Raw genomic sequence first — 22417 nt, forward strand, 5'->3', positions numbered from 1 at the left:
GGCGTTCTTGAGAGCGCCTGCAACACCGTGAGGTAAGGGTCATGAATCGCTATGTTTCTGTTCTGGCATTGAGTGGGATTGCCGTGCTCGCGGGCTGTGTCGCCCCGACGCCAAAACCCAATGACCCGTACTACGCGCCGGTGTTGCCACGCACGCCGTTGCCGGCGGCTGCCAACAATGGCTCGATTTATCAGGCTGGCTTCGAACAGAACCTGTACAGCGACCGCAAGGCATTCCGGGTCGGTGACATCATCACCATCACCCTGAACGAGCGCACCCAGGCCAGCAAGAACGCCAACTCTCAAGTCGGCAAGACCAGTAAGGCTGGCATCGGCCTGACGTCGTTGTTCGGCGCCGTGCCCAACGTCAACAACCCATTGGGTGATGGCGACCTGAGCCTCAGCGCCGGCTACAGCGGCGACCGTGCCACCAACGGCAAGAGCGCGGCGGGGCAGGGCAATAGCCTGACCGGTTCGATCACCGTGACTGTGGCCGATGTACTGCCCAACGGCATCATCGCCGTACGCGGTGAAAAGTGGATGACCCTCAACACCGGCGACGAGCTGGTGCGCATTGCCGGCATGGTCCGTGCCGATGATATCTCCACCGACAACACCGTGCCGTCCACGCGGATTGCCGATGCACGCATCACGTATTCCGGCACGGGCGCCTTTGCCGATGCGAGCCAGCCGGGCTGGTTCGACCGTTTCTTCCTTAGCCCGCTGTTCCCTTTCTAGGTGGCCACTTTGAACTTCAAACAGCTGATGGCGGCCGCGCTCCTGCTTTGCTTAAGCGCTGTCGCCCAGGCCGAACGCCTGAAGGACATCGCGAGCATTTCCGGTGTGCGTTCCAACCAGTTGATCGGCTACGGCCTGGTGGTGGGGCTCAGTGGTACGGGTGACCAGACCACCCAGACCCCGTTCACCCTGCAGACCTTCAACAACATGCTCTCGCAGTTCGGCATCAAGGTGCCGGCGGGTTCGGGCAACGTACAACTGAAAAACGTCGCGGCGGTGTCGATCAGTGCGGACTTGCCGGCGTTCTCCAAGCCGGGCCAGGTGGTGGACATTACGGTCTCGTCCATCGGTAACTCGAAAAGCCTGCGCGGCGGCACCTTGCTGATGACGCCTTTGAAAGGTATCGACGGCAACGTCTACGCCATCGCCCAGGGCAACCTGGTGGTGGGCGGGTTTGATGCTGAAGGTCGCGACGGTTCGAAGATTACCGTCAACGTGCCATCGGCCGGTCGTATTCCGGGCGGCGCCACGGTTGAACGCACCGTGCCGAGCGGTTTCAACCAGGGCAACAGCCTGACCCTGAACCTCAACCGCTCCGACTTCACCACCGCCAAGCGCGTGGTCGACAAGATCAACGACATGCTCGGCCCTGGCGTCGCCCAGGCCATCGACGGCGGCTCGATCCGCGTCACCGCGCCGCTGGACCCAAGCCAACGCGTGGATTACCTGTCGATCCTGGAAAACCTCGAAGTGGACCCAGGGCAGGCGGTGGCCAAAGTCATCATCAACTCGCGGACCGGTACCATCGTGATCGGCCAGAACGTCAAGGTGTCTCCGGCAGCGGTGACCCACGGCAGCCTGACCGTGACCATCACCGAAGACCCTATCGTCAGCCAGCCTGGGCCTTTGTCCAACGGCCAGACGGCGGTGGTGCCACGCTCACGCGTCAACGCCCAGCAAGAAGCCAAGCCGATGTTCAAGTTCGGCCCCGGCACCACCCTGGATGAGATTGTCCGTGCGGTGAACCAGGTGGGCGCGGCGCCGGGCGACTTGATGGCGATCCTTGAAGCACTGAAACAGGCCGGCGCCCTGCAAGCCGACCTGATCGTGATCTGAGGCCATGGTCATGGACATGCGCAAGAGCGGTATCAGCAGCACGGCGGACTCGGGGTCTTACTCCGACTTGAACCGGCTTAACCAGCTCAAGGTCGGCGACGACAAGAACAGCGAAGGCAACATGCGCAAGGTCGCGCAGGAGTTTGAGTCGCTGTTTTTGAGCGAGATGCTCAAGTCCATGCGTTCGGCCACCGAGGCGTTGGGTAAGGACAACCCGCTGAACACGCCGGCCGCCAAGCAATACCAGGAAATGTACGACCAGCAACTGGCGGTCTCGATGTCCCGCGAAGGCGGGGGTATCGGCCTGGCCGATGTGCTGATGCGCCAGATGCAGAAGAACAAACCGGTGGAGGCCCAGGCCGCCACCCTGCAGGGCCCGGCGGCGGCTGAGGCTGCCAAGAAGGTCAACGTGCCGACGGAAATTGCCGCCGGCACCCAGGCCGAAGGTCCGTTGGGGCGTTCCAACGGCCAGCGTCCGCTGTGGGCTTACCGCGTGGCTGAGCCACAGGCTGGCGCTGCTGCATCGCACAGTAATGACATGGAATTGATGAACCAGCGCCGGATTGCCTTGCCGAGCAAGCTGACTGATCGCTTGCTCGCCGGCATTGTGCCGAACGCGCCGGTTGCTATTGATGCCAAAAGCGCGCCACTGCGTAACAGCGCGGCCGATGACAACGTGGTGAACAGCACGGCGCGCACGTTCGCGGTGCCCGGCGACCGCATGCAGGTCTACGGCCGTGCCGTGGCCCAGCCACCGTTGGCGCCGGCGAAGAAGGCCTTCAGTTCGCAGGATGAATTTGTCGCGACCATGTTGCCAATGGCCAAGGCGGCCGCCGCGCGCATTGGTGTCGATCCGAAGTACCTGGTGGCCCAGGCCGCCCTGGAAACCGGTTGGGGTAAATCGGTGATGCGCGCCGAAGATGGCAGCAGCAGCCATAACCTGTTCGGCATCAAGGCTGGCCAGAGTTGGCAGGGCGGCCAGGCGCGTGCGATCACCAGTGAGTTCCGTGATGGGGCAATGGTCAAGGAAACGGCGCAGTTCCGTTCCTACAACTCTTACCAGGACAGCTTCCATGACCTGGTGACATTGCTGCAAAGCAATGATCGCTATAAAGAAGTTGTGAAGTCGGCCGACAACCCGGAACAGTTTGTACGCGAGTTGCAAAAAGCCGGTTACGCAACTGACCCGGCCTACGCCAGCAAGATTTCGCAGATCGCCAAAACGATGGACAGTTACCAGAACTACGCTGCCGCTGGCGCAACCACACATTTATAAGGTCTGAACCATGAGTTTGCTCAATATCGGGATGTCGGGGCTTAACGCTGCTCAAGGATCGTTGTCGGTCTTGAGTAACAACATTGCCAACGCCAACACGGCGGGCTATTCGCGTCAGCAGACTACCCAGAGCGCGAATGCGTCGAACCAGTATGGCGGCGTATTCATCGGCAGCGGCACGACCCTGGCCGACGTGCGCCGGGTGTACAACGAATACCTGGACACGGCGTACCAGAACAGCACCTCGCTCAACAGCGATGCCAAGGCTTACCTGGATCAAGTGAGCGCCGTGGACAAGACGTTGTCGGATAAGACGACGGGCATGTCGTCCGTACTCAGCTCGTTCTTTGCCGCTGTTCAGACCGCCTCGGCCAACCCGAGCGATACCTCGGCTCGCCAAATACTGCTGACGAGCGCCCAGACATTGAGCAACCGCTTCAACTCGATCTCCAGCCAGTTGAGCCAGCAGAAAGAAACCATTAACAGCCAGCTGACCTCCCTGACCGATCAGGTCAACCAGCTGACTTCGTCGATTGCTTCGCTCAACAAGCAGATCACCCAGGTGCAGGGGTCTTCGAACACCACCCCGGCCAACCTGCTGGACGCGCGCGCCGAAGCCGTACGTTCGCTCAATGAGTTGATCGGCGTGAACGCCAGCGAGAAGAACGGTGTGTTCAGCGTCAGCACCGGTACTGGCCAGTCCCTGGTGCTGGGCGATCGGTCCAACACCCTTTCCGCCGTACCGAGCAAGAGCGACACCAGCCAGTACACGATTCAGATGAATGCGTCTGGCGGGACGGCGATGGACCTGGGCAATGTGATCAGTGGTGGCAGCATCGGCGGCTTGCTGCGCTATCGCAGCGATGTGTTGATGCCGGCCATCAATGACCTGGGTCGCATTGCTATCGTCACTGCCGATACGATCAACAGCCAGCTGGGCCAGGGCATCGACCTGAACGGCGAATTCGGCTCGTCGATGTTCAAGGACATCAACAGCGCTGCGTCTGTCGCGCTGCGTAGCCTTTCCGCTCAAGGCAATCAGGGCGTTGGTAGCCTGGGTGTTACGATCAAGGACACCAGCAAGCTGACCAACTTCGATTACAAGGTCACCTTCAGCGACCCTGCCGATCTCAACAAAATCACCGTCGAGCGCTCTGATGGCAAAGCCATGGGCACGTTTGATATCACGGCCACACCGCCCTCGGTGATCGATGGTTTTACCCTGGAACTCAAGAACGGACCGATGCAGGCGGGTGACAGCTTTAAAGTCAGCCCGACCGCCAGTGGCGCCCAGGATATCGGTACTGTCCTCAACGACCCGAGCAAGATTGCGTTTGCCGCGCCGCTGAAAGGGGAGGCCAGCAAAACCAACCAGGGCACCGGTAGCTTCACACCGCCGACCCTGACCCTGCCCTTGGACATCCAGGGTGGCGCCACTACCGCGCAACTGCGCGTTGGCATTGAAAATTCGATGCCGGTGAAGATGGTGTTCGGCAAGCCGGCGGCTGATGGCACTCAGAGCTATACCCTTAACGACGCCAAGGGCGATCCTATCGGTTCGGGGACCATCATTCCGGGGCAGGCCAATAAAATCACCGTCAACGTGCCGATGCGTGATGCCAGCGGTGCCCTGGTTGTGCCGGCCAAGAGTTTTGGCTTTGACACCACGGTTGCGGGCTCGCCAACCGATGGCGACAGCACCACCTTTTCGTTTAACGCCACGGGCGTATCCGACAACCGCAATGCCCAGCAACTGCTGAATCTGCAAACCAAGGCCACCGTGGGCGTGGCGACAGATGGCACCGGCGGCACCAGCCTGGTCGGGGCCAACAGTAAGTTGGTGTCCACCGTTGGCGCCAAGGCCGCTGCGGCCAGCACTGACACTAGCGCCACCAATGCGTTGTTGACGGCTAACAAGAATGCGCGCAACTCCGTGTCCCAGGTCAACCTGGACGAAGAGGCGGGCGACATGATCAAGTTCCAGCAGTACTACACAGCGTCGTCGCAGATCATCAAGGCTGCGCAAGAAACCTTCAGCACGCTGATTAATAGTCTTTAAGGGAGTCTGGGACGATGCGCATTTCTACACAGCAGTATTTCGACACCAGTGCGAGCAAGTATCAGAACAATTATTCCAGCGTGGTTAAGGCCCAGGAGCAGGCGAGTTCCGGCGTGCGTGTACAGACCGCTGGGGATGATCCGGTGGCCGCGCAGCGTTTGCTGATGTTGCAGCAGCAGAAAGATATGCTGGCGCAGTCCAGCGGCAATATCAGCTCCCTGAAAAGTTCGCTGACCAACGAGCAGAGCATCCTGGATGCGCTCGACAAGGCGATGCAGGCTGGCAAGCAACTGGCCCTGCGGGCTGGCGGTGTGACCAGCGATGCTGATCGCAAGTCCATCTCGGTCGAAGTGGGGGCCCTGGAAGAGCAGGTATTGGGTTTGCTCAACAGCAAGGACGCGGCGGGCAATTACTTGTTCTCCGGCTCCAAGACCCAAACACCACCGTATTCGCGCAACAGCGATGGCACCTACAGCTACCAGGGCGACGAAAACGAACTGAGCCTGCAGGTTTCCGAGACGCTCACTGTGCGCACGGGCGATACCGGCAAAACCATTCTGGAAGGCGCGGCCAACAGCAGCCGCACCCAATCTACCTACATTGCACCTGCGACCGCGCCGCTGCCGCCAGCGATTTCTCCGCCGCTGGTCGATGACAAGAAGGTAGCGATCTCGGCCGGCCTGGTGACCTCGGGCGTCGATTACACCAAGCAGTTTGCCGACGGCCAGCCGTATAAGCTCACCTTCACCAGCAGCACCCAGTACACGGTGACGGACAAGGACAACAATGACATTACCTCAGAGATTGCGGGTAATGGCACGTTCGATTCCACCAAGGAAGGCAGCGGCAGCGTGAACCTTCGCGGGGTTAAGTTCGACATCACCATCGACCTTACCGACACTGCCACCGGGCCGAATGCCGATGCGTTGGTCAAGGGCCGCGAGTTCAGCCTGGCTGCCAAACCGGATACGTTCAGCGTTTCGCGTACCGCAAGCAACCAGTCGGTGGCACAACTGACTAATGGCAACGTCAGCAGTGCGACAGACTATGCCAGTACCTTTCCCGGCAATAGCGGGGTGCTGATCAAGTTCAGTGACACCGACCCTACGGCCTTCCAGGTATTTGCGCAGCCGTATAGCACGAACAGCAAGGCGATTGACTCGGGCGTGATAGACACGACGACCACACCGAATTCGATCACCGCAGCGGGTGTTACCTTCGGTCTGAGCAGTGCGCCTGCGGTCGGTGACCAGTTTTCAGCCGGTGCCAGCACTCAAAAAACCCAGAACGCCCTCGACACGTTGAGTCAGCTGCGCCAAGCGCTGGAAAAACCGGCTGACGGTATTCCGGGCGCGCGCGTGAAGCTTCAGGATGCGCTGAACGCCGCAGTCAGTAACCTGGATAACTCGACTACCCAACTGGGCAATGTGATCGGCTCGATTGGTGCGCGCGAAAACGCGCTCGATGTGCAATCCGACGCAAACGCCAGTATCGGCCTGGCCAACACCACCACCATGAGTGCACTTGCCAATATCGACATGGGCGAAGCCGCGATCAACCTGACCCTGCAGCAAACCATGCTGGAAGCCTCACAGCTGGCGTTTGTAAAAGTCTCGCAGTTGAGCCTCTTCAACAAGATGTAAGTGGCGTAACGCCAAGCGGCCCGCTCTGGAAACAGGGCGGGCCGTTGTCGTTTATGGGGTTTAATTGTTTGAAGGTTTTGCACAAAGCACACAAAATTGAGTGACCTGTGAGTCATAAAGCGCATCTTCACTGTATCGTGTGAAAAGGATAAGTCGTCACAGGGTCCTTGCGGGGCGGCTTTCAGCGAGATTTTTATGGGGTTATCCCCTTTATTGTCAGCACTCCGGGCGCAGTCCCAGGGGTGTTCTCCAGCTATTTAGTATTGGGAAGCCACAATGATTGGCATAAAAAGCATCGCCAGTTACGTGCCGGCAGACGGGATCGATAACTACGCCCAGGGTGCCAAATTCGCCAAGGATGAAGAGTTCATCATTGGCAAGATCGGTTCGGCGTTTTTGCCGCGCAAGGATGCCGCGCAGGAAACGTCTGACCTGTGTGTCGAAGCGGTCAACGCTTTGTTTGCCAACAACCCGGATTTGAAGCGCGAGTCCATCGACGCACTGATCGTCGTGACCCAGAACGGTGATGAAGAGGGCTTGCCCCACACCGCCGCCATCGTCCAGGACAAACTCGGCCTGCCGACTCACGTCGCGGCGTTCGATATTTCCCTGGGCTGCTCCGGCTACGTGTATGGCATCTATGCGATGAAAGGCTTCATGGAAGCCACGGGCCTGAAAAACGGCCTGCTGATCACCGCCGACCCGTACTCGAAGATCGTCGACCCGGAAGACCGCAACACCACCATGCTGTTCGGCGATGCTGCCACCGCCACCTGGATGGGCGAAGACGCGCCGTGGTTGCTCGGCAAGTCCAAGTTCGGCACCGACGGTTCCGGCGCACCGCACCTTAAGGTCAGCGACGGCGTGTTCTTTATGAATGGCCGCCAGGTGTTCAACTTCGCGCTGCTTAAAGTGCCGGCGCATTTGCACGAGCTGCTCAACGAGTCGGATCTCAAGGCTGACGAGATTGATGCCTTCTGCATTCACCAGGGCAGTGCGGCCATTGTCGACGCCGTGGCGCGCCGTTTTGAAGACGCCCCGGTGGACAAGTTCATCAAGGACATGGTCGAGACCGGCAACACCGTTTCATCGAGCATTCCGTTGCTGCTGGAAAAACACGTGATGGACGCCACCTGGAAGCGCGTGGCCATCAGTGGTTTTGGTGTGGGCCTGTCGTGGGGTTCGGCGATTCTCTATCGTCCGTGATGCTTAAATAGCTTCAATAAAAAAACGCCGATAATCGAAAGATCATCGGCGTTTTTTATTTGGCGCCAGAAAACCTAATGAAATCTGGGTTTCGAGCCTGCGTAAACCCTTGAATTACAAGGGGTGGCACGACGCCATTAAATAATTTCAAAAAAATCCTCAAGCATCCGGCTACCACGACGATAACTATTACGTAGGTTCTCAGGCCACACCCGGCGGTTGCCAGGGCCGGAAGCCGCAGTATCCATCCAACGAGGATTTCGTCATGGCTTTAACAGTAAACACCAACATTGCTTCGATCACTACTCAGGGCAACCTGAACAAAGCCGGCGGCGCCCTGGCCACTTCCATGCAGCGCCTGTCTTCCGGCCTGCGTATCAACAGCGCTAAAGACGACGCTGCCGGCCTGCAGATCGCTAACCGCCTGACCAGCCAAATCAATGGCCTGGGCCAAGCAGTCAAGAACGTGAACGACGGTATCTCGATCGCTCAGACCGCTGAAGGCGCGATGCAGGCTTCGACCGACATCCTGCAAAAAATGCGTACCCTGGCTCTGTCCTCGGCAACTGGTTCCCTCAGCCCTGACGACCGTAAGTCGAACAACGACGAATACCAGGCTCTGACTTCGGAACTGACCCGTATCTCCACTACTACCACCTTCGGTGGCCAGAAGTTGCTGGACGGTTCGTACGGTACCAAAGCCATCCAGGTTGGCGCAAACGCTAACGAAACCATCAACCTGAGCCTGGAAAACGTTTCGGCCAACAACATCGGCTCCCAGCAGCTGAAAAGCGTTGCCATCGCTCCAGGTACCGGTACTGTTGCCGGCGCGATCAACGTCACTGGTAACGGCCAGACCGGTACCTACACTGCTGGTGCCGGCGACTCGGCTAAAACCATCGCCAGCAACCTGAACGGCCTCATCGGTGGCCTGACTGCAACTGCCAGCACCGAAGCCAAGTTCACTGTAGACGAAGCGGCTGCCACTACTACTCCTGCTTCGTTCACCCTGACCGTTGGCGGCGCTGCCGTTGAGTTCAAGGGCGTTACCACCCAAGCCGGCCTGGCCGACCAGCTGAAATCCAACGCCGCCAAACTGGGTATCAGCGTCAGCTTCGACGAAACCAAAAAGACTCTGGAAGTCAAGTCCGACACCGGTGAGAACATCGTGGTCAGCGGTTCGACTGCTCCAGGTTCGGTGACTGTTGCTGCTAAAGATGGTGCTGGTGCTTACGGTACTGCAGTTGCCTTGGCGGACGCCCTGATCGTTACCGGTCAAGTGTCGCTGGACTCCGCCAAAGGCTACTCCCTGAGTGGTGCTGGTGTTGCTGGTCTGTTCGCGGCCGGTGCTGCTACCGAAGCAGCTGCGACCAAGACCACCGTTGCTCAAACCGACGTGACCGACGCCACCAAGGCCCAGAACGCCCTGGCTGTCATCGACAAAGCCATCGGCACCATCGACGGTGTTCGTTCGGGCCTGGGTGCTACCCAGAACCGTCTGACTACTACTGCAGACAACCTGCAGAACATTCAGAAGAACTCCACCGCTGCACGCTCCACCGTTCAGGACGTCGACTTCGCTTCCGAAACCGCCGAGCTGACCAAGCAACAAACCCTGCAATCGGCTTCCACCGCGATTCTGTCGCAGGCTAACCAGCTGCCATCCGCTGTACTGAAGCTGCTTCAGTAACTCCAGCGCTTGGTCACTAACGGAAGGGCGCGCTAAGTGCCCTTCCGTTTTTTCGGTTTAGAGGAGATTGGACATGGACATGAGTGTAAAGCTGAACCAGTCTTATCCGCCGGTTGCCCCTCAAGGCGCACCTGTGCAGGTGGCCGCCGACAAGAGCGTCACTAAAGTCCAGGAAACCCCGGCAACAGGCAAAGAGCCTGAGCGTGCGGACCTGGAAAAAGCAGTTACCGATATTCGCGAATTCGTACAAGCGTCCGAGCGCAAGCTGGACTTTTCAATTGATGACTCCACCCATCGTGTGGTGGTCAAGGTGATCGCCACCGACAGCGGTGAAGTGATCCGTCAGATTCCGTCGGAAACGGCGCTGAAGCTGGCACAGAACCTTTCCAGCGCAAGCCACCTGTTGTTTGACGACAAGGCCTGAGCTGGCATGAAACTTGTTGCTGTCGTGTCTTGAGGTGTAATAAGTCAAGATAACGGCAGCCACCGAACAGGAGATAGATGATGGCGGGTTCAACGGTAAGTGGTATCGGTTCGAACATCGATACGCAAGCGATCGTGAAGTCCTTGGTGGACGCCGAAAAGGTGCCCAAGCAGACGCAGATCAATACCGCGTCCCAGAAGGCGACCACCACGCTGTCTTCGATCGGCAAGATTCAGGCAGCGCTGGATGCGTTTCGTGGTGCCCTGGACACTATGTCCACCGGCAACAGCTTCACCGGCTTGACGGGTTCATCCTCGGATGAAAAGGTCGCCACCATGACGGCGAGCAATACGGCGTCCAACGGTAGTTTCCGTTTGATCGTGAGTCAGTTGGCCCAGGCGTCCAAGTTGTCCAGTACAACGTTCTCCGCGGGTGCCAATGCGGTGGTAAACGCTACTGATAAGCCGACGAAGTTAACTATCACGCAGTCGGGCAAGGGCTACGACCTGAGCGTCCCGGCTGGTGCGACCCTGCAGCAGGTGCGTGACTCGATCAATACCCAATTCGGTACTTCGGGGTTGAGTGCGAACATCCAGACCGACGCCAATGGTTCGCGGTTGATCCTGACCTCGACCACCATGGGGACGGGCTCGGACCTGACGCTGTCGGGGACTTCGGGATTGGATGTCGGCGCTACGGTCGTTGATAAACCGTTGGATGCTCTATACAGCATTGATGGGGTCAATTCCGTTTCCAAGTCCAACAGCATCGAAGGCGCCCTGAGTGGGGTGAACATCAAGCTGGTCTCGGTCTCGGCTACCGTGACGGCTGGTGACGATTCCGAAAATGCGCCGAGGAACGCCACGCTGATCACGGTCAGCACAAACAACGCGGCCCTCAAATCCGGGGTCAAGGGCTTTGTCGATACTTACAACGCCTTGATGACTGCGATGACCGCCGAGACCAAGGTCACTACCAACCTCGATGGCAGCACTACGGCGGCGGCTCTGACGGGCGACTCCAGCATGCGTGCGCTGCAGAACGCTATCCGCAACGAGTTCAACAAGCTGTCTGGCACCGGTACGTTCAAGTCCCTGGCTCAATTCGGCGTGGGTACGAGTTCGACGACCGGCATGCTGGCGCTGGACGATAAAAAGTGGGACGCGGCGGTCAAGACCAACGCAGCCGACATCAGCAGCATGTTTTCCGGCAAAACCGGCATGCTGGCGCGGATGAAAAGTGCGACGGATGATTACGCCAGGGCAAGCACGGGCGTACTGGCTACGCGCACGGCTTCTTTGTCGAACACGTTGAAAGATCTGTCCAAGGATCAGGCAACGCTCGATGAGCGCATGACCCTGCTCACCAGCAGCCTCTCTGCCAAATACAACGCCATGGACACCCTGGTCGCCCAATTGCGCCAGCAAAGCACCAGCGTCATGACCACGCTCAATGCGTTGAACAATCCAAAAACCAATAATTGATTCCAAGTAAATAAAGAAGGCCAGGCAAACTGCCTGGCCTTTTTGTATCAGACGACGACTCGCGCTAAAGCTTTTTGCGAGCCAGTCGACATATTGGTTACTGAAATCCTTTCCGCTGTCGCCTGTCACGAGGTAGAAACATGAATCCCATGAGAGCCCTTCGCCAATACCAGAAGGTCAATTCCCATGCTCAGATCTCCGAAGCCAGCCCACATCGCCTGGTGCAGATGCTGATGGAGGGCGGTCTGGACCGCATGGCGCAGGCCAAAGGCGCGCTGGCGCGTGGCGACATCGCGGCCAAGGGCCTGATGCTCGGCAAGGCGATTGATATCGTGATCGGCCTGCGTGACGGCCTGGATGCAGCAAAGAGTGATAACCCGGCTTACGTCCAGCAGTTGGAAAGTTTGTATGCATATATGACCAACCGACTGATGGAAGCGAACCTGCATAACGACGCCGACATGATCGACGAAGTGGCGCGTTTGCTGATCACCGTAAAAGAAGGCTGGGACGCTATCGCGGCGCCACAGGCAGCAGCAGAATAAGGCCATCGGCCTTGAGGAACACGTCATGAGCCAAGCACTGCAACGCATTGATGAAACCCGTGAGGCGCTGATGGGCGCGCTGGCGGACCGTAACTGGGACGCCATCGGCGAACTGGACCTGGGCTGCCGTCACGTGATCGATGAGGTGCTCAACGAAGCGCCGGTAGATGAGGATGCGTTGCGCGAAAAGCTTGAGAGCCTACTGGCGGTGTACCAGCAATTGCTCGAGGTGACGACTGGCGAGCGCCAGGCGATTTTCGAAGAGATGTCGCAGATCAACCAAGCGAAAAACGCGTCAAAGGTTTACCATCTGTTCGGCTGAACAGGCGCAGTTAATCCGATTCGGCGCGTCATAAATTTGACCGTGCCAGCTTTTTTGACTTAACTAGTGCTGTTTTCAGATTTCAGACGTCTATAGAGTAAGAAGTCCTACAGCCGTCTCGATTGCCCTCACACCGGGCAGGAAGTTTTACTAGGGAAGTTGCTATTGCATGTGGCGTGAAACCAAAATTCTGCTGATCGATGACGATAGCGTCCGCCGCCGCGACTTGGCGGTGATTTTAAATTTTCTCGGTGAAGAAAATTTGCCCTGCGGCAGCCATGACTGGCAGCAGGTGGTCAGCTCATTGTCGTCGAGCCGTGAAGTCATATGCGTGCTGATCGGGACGGTAAACGCTCCTGGCGCTGTTTTGGGCTTGTTAAAGACACTGTCCACATGGGATGAGTTCCTTCCTGTGTTGCTAATGGGCGATATTTCTTCTGTCGATCTGCCAGAAGACCAACGCCGCCGCGTGCTTTCCACCCTGGAAATGCCGCCCAGCTACAGCAAATTGCTGGACTCCCTGCACCGTGCCCAGGTTTATCGTGAGATGTACGACCAGGCGCGCGAGCGCGGTCGCCATCGCGAACCCAACCTGTTCCGCAGCCTGGTCGGCACCAGCCGTGCCATCCAGCATGTGCGCCAAATGATGCAGCAAGTGGCCGATACCGACGCCAGCGTGTTGATCCTCGGCGAGTCGGGCACTGGCAAGGAGGTGGTCGCGCGCAACCTGCACTATCACTCCAAACGCCGCGACGGGCCTTTTGTGCCGGTCAACTGCGGGGCGATCCCGGCAGAGTTGCTTGAAAGCGAACTGTTCGGCCACGAGAAGGGTGCCTTTACCGGGGCGATCACCAGCCGTGCCGGGCGTTTCGAGCTGGCCAACGGCGGCACCCTGTTCCTTGATGAAATCGGCGATATGCCGCTGCCGATGCAGGTCAAGCTGCTGCGCGTGTTGCAGGAGCGCACCTTCGAGCGCGTGGGCAGCAACAAGACCCAGAGCGTCGACGTGCGCATCATCGCGGCCACCCACAAGAACCTCGAAAGCATGATCGAGGTCGGCAGTTTCCGCGAAGACCTGTACTACCGCCTCAACGTATTCCCCATCGAGATGGCTCCGCTGCGTGAGCGCGTGGAAGACATCCCGTTGCTGATGAACGAACTGATCTCGCGCATGGAGCACGAAAAGCGCGGCTCGATCCGGTTCAACTCCGCTGCAATCATGTCCCTGTGCCGCCACGGCTGGCCGGGTAACGTGCGCGAGCTGGCCAACCTGGTGGAGCGCATGGCGATCATGCACCCCTACGGTGTGATCGGCGTGGTCGAGTTGCCGAAGAAATTCCGCTACGTCGACGACGAAGACGAGCAACTGGTCGACAGCCTGCGCAGCGACATGGAAGAGCGCGTAGCCATCAACGGCCATACTCCGGACTTCGGTTCCACCGCCATGTTGCCGCCTGAAGGTCTGGACCTGAAGGACTACCTCGGCAACCTGGAACAAGGCTTGATTCAACAAGCCCTGGACGATGCCAACGGCATCGTCGCCCGCGCCGCTGAGCGCCTGCGTATCCGTCGAACCACGCTGGTGGAGAAGATGCGCAAGTACGGTATGAGCCGCAAAGAAGGTGATGAACAGGCGGATGATTGACGCCTGTTTTTCAAGCCGCTGATTTTGGGTGTCCGGCCTCGCCAATACTGTTCCGTTTTTGACGGCGTCTGTTGCCGTCATACTGCGTTGCAGCTCCTCCCCATAGCCAGCTATGAGTCGTCGCTGCGCCTTGTCTGACGGCAACAGCCACTCGTCAAAACGAAACTGTATTGGCGAGGCCGGGCACCTTGGTTTTTTTTCGGCACAAGTATTGCTACAGCCCTCGCAACGTTCCGTTTAACTGACGGTCAGCCAAGCGAGAGAGCATGATGCCCCACGCCGCCCAACTATCTTCGGCCCCTGTCATCCAGGGGTTGATCCCGCCTGTAGAACCGCCGACCCGTCAGGGTCTTGAGCACGCGTTCTCGCAGTTCAAACAAATGTCGAGCCAACTGACCGATTCCTACAGCCTGCTCGAAGCCCGGGTGTCCGAGCTAAAAGGCGAGCTGGCCGTGGTCAGTGCCCAGCGCATGGAAGAATTGGCCGAGAAAGAGCGCCTGGCCAACCGTCTGCAGAACCTGCTCTCGCTATTGCCTGGCGGCGTGATCGTCATCGATGAAGACGGCCGCGTGCGCGAAGCCAATCCGGCCGCCTGCGACATGCTTGGTCTGCCGCTGGAAGGCGAGCTGTGGCGGCACGTCATCACCCGCTGTTTTGCGCCGCGTGAAGACGACGGCCACGAGATCTCGCTCAAGGATGGCCGCCGGTTGTCCATCGCTACCCGTTCCCTGGACGCGGAGCCGGGCCAACTGGTGCTGCTCAACGACCTGACCGAAACCCGTCACTTGCAAGATCAACTGGCCCGCCACGAGCGTTTGTCCTCGCTGGGGCGCATGGTCGCTTCTCTGGCGCATCAGATCCGCACGCCATTGTCGGCAGCGTTGATCTACGCCAGTCATTTGACTGATGAGCAATTGCCCGCCGCCACCCACCAGCGCTTTGCCGGACGCCTCAAGGAGCGTCTGCATGAGTTGGAACACCAAGTGCGCGACATGCTGGTGTTTGCCCGCGGTGAACTGCCGCTGACCGACCGCATCACGCCATCCGAGTTGATGCAGGCCCTGCAAGCGGCGGCCGCCACGCATATTCAAGACGTCCAGGTGCGCTGGCAGTGCGACAGCCACCTCGGTGAGCTGTTGTGCAACCGCGACACCCTTGTCGGTTCACTGCTCAACCTGATCGAAAACGCCACCCAAGCCAGCGGCCCTGGCGCGCGGCTCAAGGTGCACCTGTACAACCGCGAGCAAACCCTGCGCCTGTGCATCAGTGACAGCGGCAGCGGTATCGAACCCGCCGTGTTGCAGCGTTTGGGCGAACCCTTTTTCACCACCAAGACCAACGGTACAGGCCTGGGCCTGACCGTGGTCAAGGCAGTGGCGCGTGCTCATCAGGGAGAATTGCAGCTGCATTCCCGTCTGGGGCGTGGCACTTGTGCATTGATGACCTTGCCGCTGTTTTCATGCGCGGCAAGCGCGGAGTAGAGAGGATATGGCTATCAAGGTTCTGTTGGTGGAAGACGATCGCGCCCTGCGTGAAGCATTGGCTGACACGCTACTGCTGGCGGGCCACGACTACCGGGCGGTCGGTTCTGCCGAGGAAGCCTTGGCGGCAGTGGAACAGGAGTCCTTCAGCCTGGTGGTCAGTGATGTGAATATGCCCGGCATGGACGGCCACCAGTTGCTCAGCCTGCTGCGTGCACGCCAGCCGCAGTTGCCGGTGTTGCTGATGACCGCCCATGGCGCCGTTGAGCGCGCGGTCGACGCGATGCGCCAGGGCGCGGCAGATTACCTGGTCAAGCCCTTCGAGCCTAAAGCACTGATTGAGCTGGTCGCGCGGCATGCCCTCGGTGTGATCTCGGCCAGCGAAAGCGAGGGCCCGATTGCCTTCGAGCCGGCCAGTGCTCAGTTGCTGGAGCTGGCGGCCCGCGTGGCGCGCAGTGATTCCACTGTGTTGATCTCCGGCGAGTCCGGCACCGGCAAGGAAGTGCTGGCGCGTTACATCCATCAGCAATCGACCCGCGCCAAACAACCGTTTATCGCGATCAACTGCGCGGCGATTCCTGACAACATGCTCGAAGCCACGCTGTTCGGCCATGAAAAAGGCTCGTTCACCGGCGCCATCGCGGCCCAGGCTGGCAAGTTCGAACAGGCCGACGGCGGCACCATCCTGCTCGATGAGATTTCGGAAATGCCCCTGGGCCTGCAAGCCAAGTTGCTGCGGGTGCTGCAGGAGCGTGAAGTAGAGCGTGTCGGCGCACGCAAGCCGATCCAGCTGGATATCCGCGTGGTCGCCACCACCAACCGCGACCTGGCGGGCGAAGTGGCGGCGGGGCGCTTCCGTGAAGACCTGTTCTACCGCCTGTCGGTGTTCCCCCTGGCCTGGCGCCCGCTGCGTGAGCGCCCGGCAGATATCATCCCGCTGGCCGAGCGCCTGCTGAACAACCACGTCAAAAAAATGAAGCATGCTCAGGCACGCCTCTCCGCCGAGGCCCAGGCTTGCCTGATCAGCTATCCGTGGCCGGGCAACGTGCGGGAATTGGACAATGCCATCCAGCGCGCGCTAATCCTGCAGCAGGGCGGGCTGATCCAGCCGCAGGATTTTTGTTTGGCCATGGGCAGCGGTGTGGCGCCGCTCCCGACCTTGGCGCCTGCGCCCGTGGTGGCTGAAATCGAAACTGCCGGCGCCCTGGGCGACGACCTGCGTCGCCGCGAATTCCAGATGATTATCGACACCCTGCGTTCCGAGCGCGGCCGCCGCAAAGAGGCCGCCGAACGCCTGGGCATCAGCCCGCGCACCCTGCGTTATAAGCTGGCGCAGATGCGCGACGCCGGCATGGACGTGGAAGCGTATCTGTTCGCTACCTAGTTTGATCGCGGCCGTTGGTGTCAAGGCCGACAAGCTTTGTCGCCTTTTCTTACGAGTTGATACAGAGCTGGCACCCTTGTTGCTACTTCCCTAGTAATTGCGGCGTAGCGTCAAAAAACTGCGGGTTGTCGGAGAGAGAAGGTCATGAGCCAGGGTATTGAGTTCAATCGGTTGATGTTGGATATGCGCTCCATGCAAATGGACGCCATGGCTCAACCGAAATCCGTCGCGCCAGCGCCGGAATTGGGCCAAAGCAGTTTTGCCGACATGCTGGGTTCGGCGATTAACAAAGTCAGTAGCACCCAGCAAGCCTCCAGCCAGTTGGCCAATGCGTTCGAGATCGGCAAAAGCGGCGTGGACCTCACCGACGTGATGGTCGCTTCGCAAAAGGCCAGCGTTTCGTTCCAGGCGCTGACCCAAGTGCGTAACAAGCTGGTTCAGGCCTACCAAGACATCATGCAGATGCCGGTTTAAGGACGAGATTTAAGTCATGGCAGAAGCAGTCGTGGACAACGCACCCGCCAAGGCAGACGGCAAGCCGCCGCTGTTTGGCCTGTCGTTCCTGGAAAACCTCTCCGAAATGACCATGTTGCGTCAGGTGGGCCTGTTGGTCGGCCTGGCTGCCAGCGTGGCGATTGGTTTTGCCGTGGTGCTGTGGTCGCAGCAACCTGATTACCGGCCGCTGTACGGCAGCCTGGCGGGCATGGATTCCAAACAGATCATGGAAACCCTGGCCGCCGCCGACATCGCCTACACCGTGGAGCCCAACTCCGGGGCCCTGCTGGTCAAGGCCGACGATGTGGCCCGAGCGCGCATGAAGCTCGCGGCGGCCGGCGTGACCCCGTCCGACAGCAATATCGGTTTTGAAATCCTCGACAAGGACCAGGGCCTGGGGACCAGCCAGTTCATGGAAGCCACCCGCTACCGTCGTGGCCTGGAAGGCGAACTGGCGCGCACTATCTCCAGCCTGAATAACGTCAAGGGTGCCCGCGTGCACCTGGCCATTCCGAAAAGCTCGGTGTTTGTGCGCGATGAGCGCAAGCCAAGTGCTTCGGTATTGGTTGAGCTGTTTTCTGGCCGCTCCCTTGAGCCTGGCCAGGTCCTGGCGATCATCAACCTGGTGGCCACCAGTGTTCCTGAGCTGAGCAAGTCGCAGATCACCGTCGTTGACCAGAAGGGCAACCTGCTGTCCGACATGGCCGAAAACTCCGCGCTGACCCAGGCCGGCAAGCAGTTCGACTACAGCCGTCGCATGGAAAGCATGCTCACCCAGCGTGTGCACAACATCCTGCAACCGGTGCTGGGCAATGATCGCTACAAGGCTGAAGTGTCCGCCGACGTGGACTTCAGCGCCGTCGAGTCGACCTCCGAGCAGTTCAACCCGGACCAGCCGGCGTTGCGCAGCGAGCAGTCGACCAGCGAACAACGCACCGCCGCCAATGGCCCGCCGCAAGGCGTGCCGGGTGCCCTGAGCAACCAGCCACCGGCCCCGGCCTCGGCTCCGCAAACCACAGGTGGCGCTGCCGCTACCGCGGGTGCGATCCAGCCTGGCCAGCCATTGCTGGATGCCAACGGCCAGCAGATCATGGACCCGGCCACTGGCCAGCCGATGCTCGCACCGTACCCGGCGGACAAGCGTAACCAGTCCACCAAGAACTTCGAGCTTGACCGTTCCATCAGCCACACCAAGCAGCAACAGGGGCGCGTCAATCGCCTGTCGGTGTCGGTGGTGGTCGATGATCAAGTCAAGGTCAACGCTGCTGACGGTGCGGTAACCCGCGCCCCATGGAGCGCCGACGAATTGGCGCGCTTCACTCGCCTGGTGCAGGACGCCGTCGGTTTCGACGCCAGCCGTGGTGACAGCGTCAGCGTGATCAATATGCCGTTCTCCGCCGAACGTGGCGAAGTCATCGCCGAGGCTGCGTTCTACACGCAGCCGTGGTTCTGGGACATCGTCAAGCAAGTGCTGGGTGTGTTGTTTATCCTGGTACTGGTGTTTGGCGTGCTGCGCCCGGTGCTCAACAACATCACCGGCAACGGCAAGAAACAACTGGCTGCCTTTGGTGGCAGCGATGTCGAGTTGGGTGGCATGGGCGGCCTGGACGGCGAACTGGCCAACGACCGCGTCAGCCTGGGCGGCCCGCAAAGCATTCTGTTGCCAAGCCCGAGCGAAGGCTATGACGCTCAGTTGAACGCAATCAAGAGTCTGGTAGCAGAAGACCCGGGCCGTGTGGCCCAGGTCGTGAAAGAGTGGATTAACGCAGATGAGTGATCGAGCCGCTGTTGCCAAGCTCACCAAGGTCGATAAAGCCGCAGTCTTGCTGCTGTCCCTCGGTGAAACCGACGCCGCCCAAGTGCTGCGCCACATGGGCCCCAAAGAGGTTCAACGAGTCGGCGTGGCCATGGCGCAAATGCGCAATGTGCACCGCGAGCAAGTCGAGCAGGTGATGAGCGAGTTCGTCGAGATCGTCGGCGACCAGACCAGCCTGGGCGTCGGCTCCGACAGCTACATCCGCAAGATGCTCACCTCGGCCCTGGGCGAAGACAAAGCCAACGGCCTGATCGACCGCATCCTGCTGGGTGGCAATACCAGCGGCCTCGACAGCCTGAAATGGATGGAGCCGCGCGCCGTTGCCGACGTGATCCGCTACGAGCACCCGCAGATCCAGGCGATCGTAGTGGCGTACCTCGACCCCGACCAGGCCGGTGAAGTCCTCGGCCACTTCGACCATAAAGTGCGCCTGGATATCATCCTGCGCGTGTCGTCGCTGAACACTGTGCAGCCGGCGGCCCTCAAAGAATTGAACACCATTCTGGAGAAGCAGTTCTCCGGCAACTCGAACGCCTCGCGTACCACCTTGGGTGGTATCAAGCGCGCGGCCGACATCATGAACTTCCTCGACAGCTCGGTCGAAGGCCAGTTGATGGACTCGATCCGCGAGATCGACGACACCCTGTCCGGCCAGATCGAAGACCTCATGTTTGTGTTCAACAACCTCTCCGATGTCGACGACCGTGGCATCCAGGCGCTGCTGCGTGAAGTGTCGTCTGATGTTTTGGTGCTGGCCCTCAAGGGCTCGGACGAGGGCGTCAAGGAAAAGATCTTCAAGAACATGTCCAAGCGCGCTTCGGAACTGTTGCGCGACGACCTGGAAGCCAAAGGCCCGGTACGCGTCAGCGACGTGGAAACCGCGCAGAAAGAAATCCTCACCATTGCCCGCCGTATGGCCGAAGCCGGAGAAATCGTTCTCGGCGGGAAGGGCGGCGAAGAAATGATTTAAGGCGCTTTCCATGTCGAACAAAGATGAGGCACCCAGCGATCTGATTCGCGCACGGGATGTCGGCGGGTTCGACATCTGGTCGTTGCCCAGCTTCGACCCGCACGTGCCGGAGCCTGAACCGGAACCGGTTGTAGAAGCCCCGGTGGAAATGGAAGAAGTGCCGCTGGATGAAGTCCAGCCACTGACCCTGGAAGAGTTGGAAAGCATCCGCCAGGAGGCCTACAACGAAGGCTTCGCCGCCGGTGAAAAAGACGGTTTTCGCAGCACCACGCTCAAGGTGCGCCAGGAAGCCGAGGCAGCGCTGAGCGTCAAGCTGGCCAGCCTGGAACGCTTGATGGGCTGCCTGTTCGAGCCTATCGCTGAGCAGGATTCGCAGATCGAAAAGTCCATGGTCGACCTGGTGCAGCACATTGCCCGCCAGGTGATCCAGCGTGAGCTGGTGCTGGACTCCAGCCATATCGAAAGCGTGATGCGCGAAGCGCTCAAGCTGCTGCCCCTGGGCGTCGGCAATGTGCGGTTGTACATCAACCCGCAGGATTTCGAACAGGTCAAAGCCCTGCGCGAGCGCCATGAAGAAACCTGGCGCATCGTCGAAGATGCGGCGCTGCAACCCGGTGGCTGCCGTGTCGAGACCGAACACAGCCGCATCGACGCCACGGTGGAAACCCGCATCAGCCAGATCATGGCCAAGCTGCTGGACCAGGCCCACGAGCAGGTGTTGAACCCGGCCGAACCGGACCTGAGCGTGGACCTGGACACCCCCGATGCGCCTTGATCGCACCAGCTTCGCCAAGCGCTTGAGCGGTTACGCCGACGCCACAGAGTTGCCCGGCCAGCCAATCCTTGAAGGGCGCCTGCTGCGCATGGTCGGCCTGACCCTCGAGGCCGAAGGCCTGCGCGCCGCCATGGGCAGCCGCTGCATGGTGATCAACGACGACAGTTACCACCCGGTGCAGGTCGAAGCCGAAGTGATGGGCTTTTCCGGCAACAAGATTTTCCTGATGCCCGTCGGCAGCCTGGCGGGCATTGCCCCCGGCGCTCGCGTGGTGCCATTGGCCGACACCGGCCGCCTGCCCATGGGCATGAGCATGCTCGGCCGCGTACTTGACGGTGCCGGTCGTGCGTTGGATGGCAAAGGCGGCATGAAGGCCGAAGATTGGGTGCCGATGGACGGGCCCACCATCAACCCGCTCAACCGTAACCCCATCAGCGTGCCGCTGGATGTGGGCATTCGCAGCATCAACGGATTATTGACGGTCGGTCGCGGCCAGCGCCTTGGCCTGTTCGCCGGTACCGGCGTGGGTAAGTCGGTGTTGCTGGGCATGATGACGCGCTTCACCGAAGCCGACATCATCGTGGTGGGGCTGATCGGCGAGCGGGGCCGTGAGGTGAAGGAATTCATCGAGCACAGCCTCGGCGAAGAAGGCCTCAAGCGCTCGGTTGTGGTCGCGTCGCCGGCGGATGATGCGCCGCTGATGCGTTTGCGCGCCGCCATGTACTGCACCCGCATCGCCGAATATTTTCGCGACAAGGGCAAGAACGTCCTCTTGCTGATGGATTCGCTCACACGTTTCGCCCAGGCCCAGCGGGAAATTGCCCTGGCCATTGGCGAGCCGCCTGCCACCAAGGGCTATCCGCCGTCGGTGTTCGCCAAGCTGCCCAAGCTGGTGGAGCGCGCCGGTAACGCCGAGGCCGGCGGTGGCTCGATCACCGCGTTCTACACCGTGCTGTCCGAGGGCGATGACCAGCAGGACCCGATTGCCGACTCGGCGCGGGGCGTGCTCGATGGTCACATCGTGCTGTCGCGGCGCCTGGCAGAAGAGGGGCACTACCCGGCCATCGACATCGAAGCGTCCATCAGCCGGGTTATGCCGGCGGTGGTCACGCCGGAACACATGGCCCGCGCGCAACAGTTCAAGCAATTATGGTCGCGTTATCAGCAGAGCCGCGATTTGATCAGCGTCGGCGCCTACGTGGCCGGCGGCGATCGCGAGACCGACCTGGCCATCGCCCTGCAACCTCAGTTGGTGACCTACTTGCGCCAGGGCCTCAACGACAAGATCAGCATGGGCGAAAGCGAAGCGCACCTGCAGACGATCTTTGCTCCCGCGCCGGGCGGCTAAG

19 protein-coding genes are annotated in these 22417 nt (G+C 60.0%); all 19 read left to right on the forward strand.

All coding sequences use genetic code 11. The features are described 5' to 3' along the window. Window positions 1-41 precede the first annotated feature (41 nt). Window positions 42-737 (forward strand): flagellar basal body L-ring protein FlgH, encoded by a 696-nt coding sequence (flgH, locus tag JBO08_RS16395; protein WP_010208725.1) that lies wholly within the window; start codon window positions 42-44, stop codon window positions 735-737. A gap of 27 nt (window positions 738-764) precedes the next feature. Continuing rightward, window positions 765-1853, forward strand: coding sequence for a flagellar basal body P-ring protein FlgI (locus JBO08_RS16400; protein WP_175402991.1), 1089 nt, complete (start codon window positions 765-767; stop codon window positions 1851-1853). Between the two features lie 4 nt (window positions 1854-1857). Next, window positions 1858-3129 (forward strand): flagellar assembly peptidoglycan hydrolase FlgJ, encoded by a 1272-nt coding sequence (gene flgJ / locus JBO08_RS16405; RefSeq protein ID WP_065881165.1) that lies wholly within the window; start codon window positions 1858-1860, stop codon window positions 3127-3129. 10 nt (window positions 3130-3139) lie between these two features. Next, on the forward strand, window positions 3140-5188 hold the full coding sequence (gene flgK, locus JBO08_RS16410) for a flagellar hook-associated protein FlgK (protein ID WP_065881163.1): 2049 nt from the start codon (window positions 3140-3142) through the stop codon (window positions 5186-5188). A gap of 14 nt (window positions 5189-5202) precedes the next feature. Continuing rightward, a complete protein-coding gene (locus tag JBO08_RS16415; protein WP_065910394.1) occupies window positions 5203-6831 on the forward strand; it encodes a flagellar hook-associated protein 3 in 1629 nt (542 codons plus the stop codon). Window positions 6832-7107: 276 nt separating this feature from the next. Continuing rightward, window positions 7108-8037, forward strand: a complete 930-nt coding sequence (locus JBO08_RS16420) for a ketoacyl-ACP synthase III (protein ID WP_015885203.1) — start codon at window positions 7108-7110, stop codon at window positions 8035-8037. 265 nt (window positions 8038-8302) lie between these two features. Continuing rightward, window positions 8303-9727, forward strand: a complete 1425-nt coding sequence (locus JBO08_RS16425; protein ID WP_065873754.1) for a flagellin — start codon at window positions 8303-8305, stop codon at window positions 9725-9727. 73 nt (window positions 9728-9800) lie between these two features. Beyond that, on the forward strand, window positions 9801-10151 hold the full coding sequence (locus JBO08_RS16430) for a flagellar protein FlaG (RefSeq protein ID WP_049712143.1): 351 nt from the start codon (window positions 9801-9803) through the stop codon (window positions 10149-10151). A gap of 80 nt (window positions 10152-10231) precedes the next feature. Continuing rightward, the gene (gene fliD, locus JBO08_RS16435) at window positions 10232-11635 is read left to right on the forward strand and encodes a flagellar filament capping protein FliD (protein WP_065873753.1); all 1404 of its coding nucleotides are present in this window, start codon (window positions 10232-10234) and stop codon (window positions 11633-11635) included. Between the two features lie 140 nt (window positions 11636-11775). Beyond that, complete coding sequence (fliS, locus tag JBO08_RS16440; protein WP_065873752.1) at window positions 11776-12180, forward strand: flagellar export chaperone FliS; 405 nt, start codon at window positions 11776-11778, stop codon at window positions 12178-12180. 25 nt (window positions 12181-12205) lie between these two features. Beyond that, a complete protein-coding gene (locus JBO08_RS16445; protein ID WP_065873751.1) occupies window positions 12206-12502 on the forward strand; it encodes a flagellar assembly protein FliT in 297 nt (98 codons plus the stop codon). Window positions 12503-12671: 169 nt separating this feature from the next. Next, window positions 12672-14147, forward strand: a complete 1476-nt coding sequence (locus tag JBO08_RS16450) for a sigma-54 dependent transcriptional regulator (protein ID WP_049712146.1) — start codon at window positions 12672-12674, stop codon at window positions 14145-14147. Window positions 14148-14416: 269 nt separating this feature from the next. Beyond that, window positions 14417-15628, forward strand: a complete 1212-nt coding sequence (locus tag JBO08_RS16455; RefSeq protein WP_258407131.1) for a PAS domain-containing sensor histidine kinase — start codon at window positions 14417-14419, stop codon at window positions 15626-15628. 7 nt (window positions 15629-15635) lie between these two features. Continuing rightward, the gene (locus JBO08_RS16460; protein WP_065873750.1) at window positions 15636-17012 is read left to right on the forward strand and encodes a sigma-54 dependent transcriptional regulator; all 1377 of its coding nucleotides are present in this window, start codon (window positions 15636-15638) and stop codon (window positions 17010-17012) included. A 144-nt stretch (window positions 17013-17156) separates the two neighbouring features. Further along, on the forward strand, window positions 17157-17486 hold the full coding sequence (gene fliE / locus JBO08_RS16465) for a flagellar hook-basal body complex protein FliE (protein WP_049712148.1): 330 nt from the start codon (window positions 17157-17159) through the stop codon (window positions 17484-17486). A 16-nt stretch (window positions 17487-17502) separates the two neighbouring features. Further along, window positions 17503-19284, forward strand: a complete 1782-nt coding sequence (gene fliF, locus JBO08_RS16470) for a flagellar basal-body MS-ring/collar protein FliF (RefSeq protein WP_065873749.1) — start codon at window positions 17503-17505, stop codon at window positions 19282-19284. After that, window positions 19277-20293: a flagellar motor switch protein FliG gene (gene fliG / locus JBO08_RS16475; RefSeq protein ID WP_015885192.1), complete on the forward strand. Its 1017-nt coding sequence runs from the start codon at window positions 19277-19279 to the stop codon at window positions 20291-20293. Before fliF ends, fliG begins: the two co-directional genes overlap by 8 nt. A gap of 10 nt (window positions 20294-20303) precedes the next feature. Continuing rightward, window positions 20304-21068 carry a flagellar assembly protein FliH gene (gene fliH, locus JBO08_RS16480; protein ID WP_065873748.1) on the forward strand — a complete coding sequence of 255 codons (765 nt, stop codon included), beginning with the start codon at window positions 20304-20306 and terminating at the stop codon, window positions 21066-21068. Next, window positions 21058-22416: a flagellar protein export ATPase FliI gene (gene fliI / locus JBO08_RS16485; RefSeq protein ID WP_065873747.1), complete on the forward strand. Its 1359-nt coding sequence runs from the start codon at window positions 21058-21060 to the stop codon at window positions 22414-22416. Before fliH ends, fliI begins: the two co-directional genes overlap by 11 nt. The last annotated feature ends 1 nt before the right edge of the window (window position 22417 follow it).

It is taken from the genome of Pseudomonas sp. LAP_36 (assembly GCF_019456785.1).
Lineage (GTDB): Bacteria > Pseudomonadota > Gammaproteobacteria > Pseudomonadales > Pseudomonadaceae > Aquipseudomonas > Aquipseudomonas tritici.